The sequence below is a fragment of the Vibrio sp. V43_P6S15P86 genome (genome assembly GCF_009904725.1).
In the GTDB taxonomy this organism is placed as follows: Bacteria; Pseudomonadota; Gammaproteobacteria; order Enterobacterales; family Vibrionaceae; genus Vibrio; species Vibrio diabolicus.
Genome location: NZ_WXWT01000313.1, coordinates 1 through 6,654, shown reverse-complemented (window position 1 = coordinate 6,654; position 6,654 = coordinate 1). Strand labels below are relative to the sequence as shown.

Sequence of the window (6,654 nt, the reverse complement as noted above, 5' to 3'; positions counted from 1 at the left end):
ATAATTAGGAGACGGCATGCCTCGTTTTATTCAGATTCTACAAATTATCCTTGCTGTAGTGGTAGGTGGCTTTGTTGGCTACGACTTGATCCTTCACGGCATCAGTATCTTTGATGAGAAGTACGTGACCATCACGTGTGTATTACGTGTGTATTGTGGCTGATTTTAGAAATCGCTCTATTTGTTATCTATAAATTAATCGAAGACGACTAGACTCAAATAAAGCAGGTTTCTGTTCAACACAGTAATCAGCATAAATAGGGTCACTAATGCTTTAGTGTTGATTAAGTAAGCCTCTGAACCACTCAGGGGCTTTTCTTTTTTCATCCTGCTTTAAGCGAATGTTTTGTTCATCTTTTATTAAGGTATATAAAGTTAGACTCATAGAGTTCAGTATTGATAGGTAAGTATTCATAGATTGATACCCGAAGTGGCTGATAACGTTGTTTTAGAGCGGAGTAAGATAAAGAAGCGCAATGAAAAGAATAAAGAAAGAAGTCAATGACTTTATCAACAGAGGTATGGACTCCAATGTTCGAATTGCCGTCACCGGACTTTCTCGTGCAGGTAAGACGGCATTTATCACGTCATTAGTGAATCAGCTTCTCCATACCGCTACCCATGATAATTTGCCTCTTTTGACTGCAGCCAGAGATAAGCGTCTTATTGGAGCGAAGCGTGAACCTCAAGCGAATATGATGGTGCCACGTTTTGCTTACGACGAAGCGATGAGCCAGATCCATGCGACTCCACCTCAGTGGCCAGTACCAACACGGGATGTGAGTGAGATTCGCTTAGCGATCAAGTACAAACCAAATAAAACCACGAAAAAGCTGTTGAGTAAAACCGCAATTTTAAATGTTGATATTATCGACTATCCAGGAGAGTGGCTGCTCGACCTGCCGTTATTGGACATGGACTTTGCGACGTGGTCGCAAACTCAGTTTGATGCACTTAAAGGCCAGCGTGGTGATTTAGCCAAAGCTTGGCTGTCTGAATTAGAAAAGGTGGATCTTTCTGCTGAAGTGAATGAGAAACTACTCGAGAAAGTTGCGCACACATACACCGAGTACCTTCATGCCTGTAAAGACGCAGGTCTTCATTGGGTACAGCCTGGCCGCTTCGTATTACCTGGTGAGCTCGGAGGCGCGCCAGTGCTACAGTTTTTCCCGTGTCGTGCTGATTCTGAAAGCAAGGCGCTTAAGGGCAGCAACTTGGCGATGCTCGAAGCGCGTTTTCAGGAGTACCAACAGAAAGTAGTGAAAGCGTTTTATAAGCATCATTTTGCGACCTTCGATCGCCAGATTGTACTTGTGGATTGCTTGCAGCCCCTCAATGCCGGCGATGAAGCGTTTTACGACATGCGCCAAGCGCTAGAGCAGATCATGCATAGCTTCCGTTATGGTCGTAGTAGCTTTTTGCGCCGTTTATTCTCACCAAAAATCGACAAAGTGCTGTTTGCTGCCACAAAAGCGGATCACATAACGCCCGATCAGCATCCCAATTTAGTATCTTTGTTACAACAAATGGTGCATCCAGCGTGGCAAACCGCAGCCTACGAGAATATCGAGATGAGCTGCATGAGTATCGCTTCTATCCAATCAACCACGACGGGATTTATTTCTTCTGGAGATAAGACGATTCCGGCGTTACAGGGTACGACGTTGGATGGTGAGCCGATGACGATGTTTCCGGGAGAAGTGCCGAAAAAGCTACCAAATGCGGCTTATTGGCAAAACAACGGGTTTGATTTTACGTCATTTCGTCCGATGCCCTCACCGAATGATGAGCCAGTGAAGCACATACGCTTAGACAAAGCACTGGATTACCTGATTGGAGATAAATTGAAATGAGTGAGTTGAAGCAAAAACAAGTTTTCTCTGAAAAGGCAATGGAAAAAGAGCAGCAATCGAATCAACCGGAGTTAACGGCGCAGCAAACATTCGGCGAAAAAGAAACATTCGTACCTGTTGAAGTTAAAGAAGCGCACCAGGAGACCGAACAGGAATTGCAACTCGAGCATGTCATTCGTCCAAAACCGGGCAGAAAATGGCTCGCGACTGGCGCATTTGCCACCTTCGCTGGTTTGGTTGGCTGGCAAGCGGTGGACTCGGTTATAACTGCAATTCAAACTTCTGATTGGCTGGCTTTTAGCTGGACGGGGTTTATTGCTGCGATCGCTTCGCTTGGTTTAGGAGCTATGGGTAAAGAGCTTTGGAAACTGCGCAAACTACGAAATCATTTTAGTGTTCAAGAAGAAGCCGAAGCACTTGTTAATAGTGAGAGTGTGGGGAAAGGGAAAGCCTTTTGCGAAACAGTGGCAGAACAAAGTGGCGTGATGGCAGAGAACCCGGGCTTTGATCGTTGGCAGAACAGCATTAACCCAGCTCATAGTGATGCTGAAATCCTTGATATGTATGACTCGATGGTCGTGAGCCAACAAGACAAGTTGGCAACGAAAATCGTATCGCAGCACGCAACCGAGTGTGCGGCCCTAGTCGCTGTGAGCCCTCTTGCTGCCGCTGATATGTTGCTGGTGGCGTGGCGAAATTTCAAAATGATCGACAACCTCTCCACAGTATATGGGGTAGAGCTAGGTTACGCCTCTCGCATCAAGCTACTAAAAGCGGTATTTGTCAATATGGCGGCGGCTGGTGCCAGTGAGCTAGCTATTGATGCCAGTATGGACTTGATGTCGATGGACCTTGCGGGCAAAGTTTCTGCTCGTGCGGGGCAGGGACTAGGTGTTGGTATTCTAACGGCACGTTTGGGCTTGAAAGCGATGACCTTATTGCGTCCACTACCATGGTATCCTGACCGTCAGGTTAAATTGGGCACCATACGCAAGGCAGTGGCGGCGAAAGTTGCATCAATTACGATGAAACCGTAACGAATATCAACTTTGATGGATAGGATTGCTTGACGCGATTCCAAGCATGATAGAAACTACTGTCAACTTTTCCTGACAGTTGTGAATTGGGATATTTTAAGTGCGTCTTGAAGTCTTATGTGAAGATCGACTCGGCTTGACCCGAGAACTGCTCGATATTTTAGCGTCTAAAAGCATCGACTTACGTGGTATCGAAATCGATATTAGCGGTATTATCTATTTGAATTGCCCAGATATTGACTTTGATACGTTTAGTGAGCTGATGGCTGAAATCCGCCGTATTCCGGGGGTGAAAGACGTACGTAAAATCCAGTTTATGCCGATGGAGCGGCACAATACGGAGCTGCTCTCGCTAGTTGATAACTTGCCCGATCCGGTCTTTGCCATCGACCTTAAAGGTGCCGTAGACATGGCAAACATGTCTGCACTTTCACTGCTTGGTCTTCACAAACAAGAAGTAATTGGTACGCAGATCGGAGTTTTGCTGCCAAGTGTTCGTTTTTCTCGCTGGTCTGAAGGTGTGAATGGCAGAACGCGGGAAAACCTTGTGATTGATGGCTTGGACTATGTTCTTGAGTTGATGCCAGTTTATATCCGAGACGAAGCGCAAAACTCGACTCTAGCGAGTACTCTAATGACGATTCGCTCTAGTCAGCAAGTTGCCAGAATTGAAGAAGCGCTGCCACTGCATAATCCCCTGGGTTTTGAGCACTTTGTTGGAATATCGAACCGCCATAAAGCGCTAATGAATCAAGCTAAGAAGCTGTCTGTGCTTGACCAGCCACTGTTGATTGAAGGCGAAACGGGGACCGGTAAAGAAATGCTTGCTAAAGCTTGCCACAGCCGTTCTAGCCGTGCGAGTAAGCCATTCTTAGTTTTGAGTTGTGCTTCGATGCCTGACGATGTAGCAGAAACCGAACTTTTTGGTCATGCGCCGGGCTCGTTTAACCACGAACAAGGTCACAAAGGCATCTTCGAGCAAGCAAATGGCGGTACGGTATTTCTTGATGAAATCGGTGAAATGAGCTCGCATCTTCAAATCAAGCTGTTACGTTTTCTACAGGATGGTAATTTCCGTCGTGTTGGTGCAGAAGATGAGATGCATGTCGATGTTCGTATCATCGCTTCAACAAAACATAACCTTGCCGAGCTTTCTGAAGCGGGTATGTTCCGTGAAGATTTGTATTATCGTCTCAACGTACTTACGCTCAGCATTCCTCCGTTACGTAAGCGCTCAAACGACGTTGCGCCATTGCTTGATTTGTTTGTGGCGAAACATGCTCAACAGCTTGGGATTGATAAGCCAGAGTTTGATGATGGCCTAGTTGATGCCCTTGCAAATTATCAGTGGCCAGGAAACATGCGCCAGCTGGACAACATGGTTCTTCGAGCGCTCACAGAAATGGATTGTGGTATACTAAACGCGGAGCACTTCAATTTACCTCAGCCTCAATCAGTCGGCGCAGGTAGTGCGACTCTTAACATCGACGGTTCATTGGATGAGATCATGCGTGACTATGAATCTCAGGTTCTGGAGCGTTTGTATCAGTCATTCCCATCAAGCCGCAAGCTTGCTAAGCGCTTAAATGTATCGCATACCTCAATCGCTAATAAACTGCGTGATTACGGTATCCGCAAGAATTAATCGAATTGAACGAAAAGACGGAATTAATCATTTGTAATGGAAGATAACAGCTCATCTATCGCCGTTCATAAGTTGGACGGTGACTTGCTTCTTCGTACCGCTGAAATCGGTGACGCAGATATGATTGCCGAGTATTTTCAAGCGAATCGAGAATACCTGAAACCGTTTGAGCCGAAACGTGAAGAGGCTTTTTTCTCAGTGAACGGTTGGTTGCAAAAGCTTATCAAGCTCAATGAGCTGCATCGAATGGGGTTGGGGTATTATTGCCTCTTGGTCAGAGCCTCTTCGGGTGAAATGCTAGGTACGATATCCTTTAGTAATTTGAGTAGTTTCCCTTTTTATTCTTGTAACGTCGGATACTCTCTCGCTGAAAAAGCACAAGGGCATGGTTATATGCGTCGTGGATTAACCATGGCTTGCGACTACATGTTTAACGTTCAGAAACTGCATCGTATTCAAGCCGGGTACATGCCTCACAACAAACGCAGTGAATCTGTGCTAGAGCATGTAGGGTTCAATCGAGAAGGGTATGCAAAAGATTACCTTTTGATTAATGGTGAATGGCAAGACCACGTTCTAACGTCACTTATTAATCCGAACTGGCAACCAGAAGGGCGATAGTATGGAGCGATTGGAAAAGCAATTAGCACTTGTAATCGAGCTCGATAAACTCAAAAGTATTTTGCGCCGAACCCGAGTTAAAAGTGCTGAAGGGCGTCTCGAAAATAGTGGTGAGCATAGTTGGCATGTCGCACTGATGGCAATATTGATGGAAGAGCATGCGAATGCACCTGTTGATATTTGCCGAGTGATGAAAATGTTATTGATACATGACGTAGTAGAGATCGACGCGGGCGATACCTTTGTTTATGATACTGCTGCGTCTCAAGAGCAAGCAGAAAAAGAAATTAGAGCCGCAGAGCGCTTGTTTGGTATGTTACCCAGCGATCAGGAGCAAGAGTTATTGGCGCTTTGGCAGGAATTTGAAGCCGCGCAGACCGATGATGCTAAGTATGCAAAAGCACTCGACCGGTTAATTCCAATGCTCTTGAACTACCATAATAATGGTCAGAGTTGGAAGGAGCATGGCGTCTCTCGTGAACAAGCACTTACCATTAATAAACGAATTGAATTTGGCTCTGTTACCTTATGGGACAAAGCGAAAGAGTTGATAGAAGAAGCCACAGAGAAAGGTTGGCTGAAATCGTAATAAAGGAGACTGAATGTCTTATTTGCCTTTGGATGAATACCAAAGAAAATGGATTTTTACGCATCAGTCGATGCCTGTGCCAAAAGAAGATTTGGCTTTTATTAAGCCGATGAGCCAAGCTCGTTCAGCACAATTTTGGAAAGAAAATATTAGTGCTCAAAGCCCCGATATGGATCGACTTAGCTCCCAAGATTGGCCAATGAATGAGGCGAACTGGTCGGAAGTCGTTGATTGGATGGCTGCGTGGGAGTTAGATGATCCGGACATGCCAGCGGAAGTAGAAGCACATATCGATTGGCAAGACGATGTGACCGTTTACTTTTGCTACGAGAAGTACAATGTCATCGAAACTAAGTGGTCGATTTTTAAAAAGCATTGGAAGAACTTTCTCTTTTATGATGATGGTCCAATATTGATTGGACGTCGTCGTTCACAAGCGCTTTGGTTTGACTCAAAGGGCAATGTAAAACTCGGTGTTCGTCAATAACGAGTTATACTGCAAAGCCACCTTTTCGAGGTGGCTTTGTTTTTCTAAAGGCTGGATAATGGACTCAACACGCCGCCAGCCCCGCGCTCGATAACGTGAGTATAAATCTGCGTGGTTTTTACATCGGTGTGACCAAGCTGCTCTTGTACTGTTCTAATATCAGCACCAGACGCCAATAAATGCGTGGCAAAGCTGTGCCTGAGTGTATGGCATGTTACTGTTTTCTCGATACACGCATCCGTTGCAGCGCGCTTTACCGCTCTTTGTATTGCACTTTCATTGATATGATGCCTTCTGAGCTCTCCGGTGTCCCGATCTGTACTTAACTTTGTTGATGGGAATAAAAAGTGCCAGTTAAAATCTAGCTCCGCTTTTGGGTATTTACGTCGTAAACCTTCAGAGATGTATACGCCCGCATAACC

7 protein-coding genes and 1 pseudogene are annotated in these 6,654 nt (G+C 45.5%); 7 read left to right on the top strand and 1 reads right to left on the bottom strand.

All coding sequences use genetic code 11. From position 1 onward, the window contains the following. Positions 1 to 16 precede the first annotated feature (16 nt). The 7 genes and pseudogenes from CAG69_RS13925 to CAG69_RS13895 all read left to right on the top strand — a co-directional run bounded on the left by CAG69_RS13925 (position 17) and on the right by CAG69_RS13895 (position 6,232). Positions 17 to 213: pseudogene (locus CAG69_RS13925) on the top strand (hypothetical protein). 263 nt (positions 214 to 476) lie between these two features. Continuing rightward, entirely contained in the window at positions 477 to 1,853 is a 1,377-nt protein-coding gene (locus CAG69_RS13920; protein WP_161444745.1) for a YcjX family protein, read from the top strand. Continuing rightward, positions 1,850 to 2,890 carry a YcjF family protein gene (locus CAG69_RS13915; RefSeq protein WP_161444743.1) on the top strand — a complete coding sequence of 347 codons (1,041 nt, stop codon included), beginning with the start codon at positions 1,850 to 1,852 and terminating at the stop codon, positions 2,888 to 2,890. The genes CAG69_RS13920 and CAG69_RS13915 overlap by 4 nt, the downstream gene beginning before the upstream one ends. A 100-nt stretch (positions 2,891 to 2,990) precedes the next feature. Further along, positions 2,991 to 4,535 (top strand): transcriptional regulator TyrR, encoded by a 1,545-nt coding sequence (gene tyrR, locus CAG69_RS13910; RefSeq protein WP_161444741.1) that lies wholly within the window; start codon positions 2,991 to 2,993, stop codon positions 4,533 to 4,535. Between the two features lie 36 nt (positions 4,536 to 4,571). Then, on the top strand, positions 4,572 to 5,156 hold the full coding sequence (gene rimJ, locus CAG69_RS13905) for a ribosomal protein S5-alanine N-acetyltransferase (protein WP_161444739.1): 585 nt from the start codon (positions 4,572 to 4,574) through the stop codon (positions 5,154 to 5,156). Between the two features lies 1 nt (position 5,157). Further along, positions 5,158 to 5,745: an HD domain-containing protein gene (locus CAG69_RS13900; protein ID WP_161444737.1), complete on the top strand. Its 588-nt coding sequence runs from the start codon at positions 5,158 to 5,160 to the stop codon at positions 5,743 to 5,745. 13 nt (positions 5,746 to 5,758) lie between these two features. Further along, positions 5,759 to 6,232 carry a DUF2947 domain-containing protein gene (locus CAG69_RS13895; protein ID WP_046876177.1) on the top strand — a complete coding sequence of 158 codons (474 nt, stop codon included), beginning with the start codon at positions 5,759 to 5,761 and terminating at the stop codon, positions 6,230 to 6,232. A gap of 44 nt (positions 6,233 to 6,276) precedes the next feature. Here CAG69_RS13895 and CAG69_RS13890 read toward each other — a convergent pair. Then, positions 6,277 to 6,654: tyrosine-type recombinase/integrase (locus CAG69_RS13890; protein WP_161444735.1), on the bottom strand; the 378-nt coding region annotated here is incomplete at its 5' end.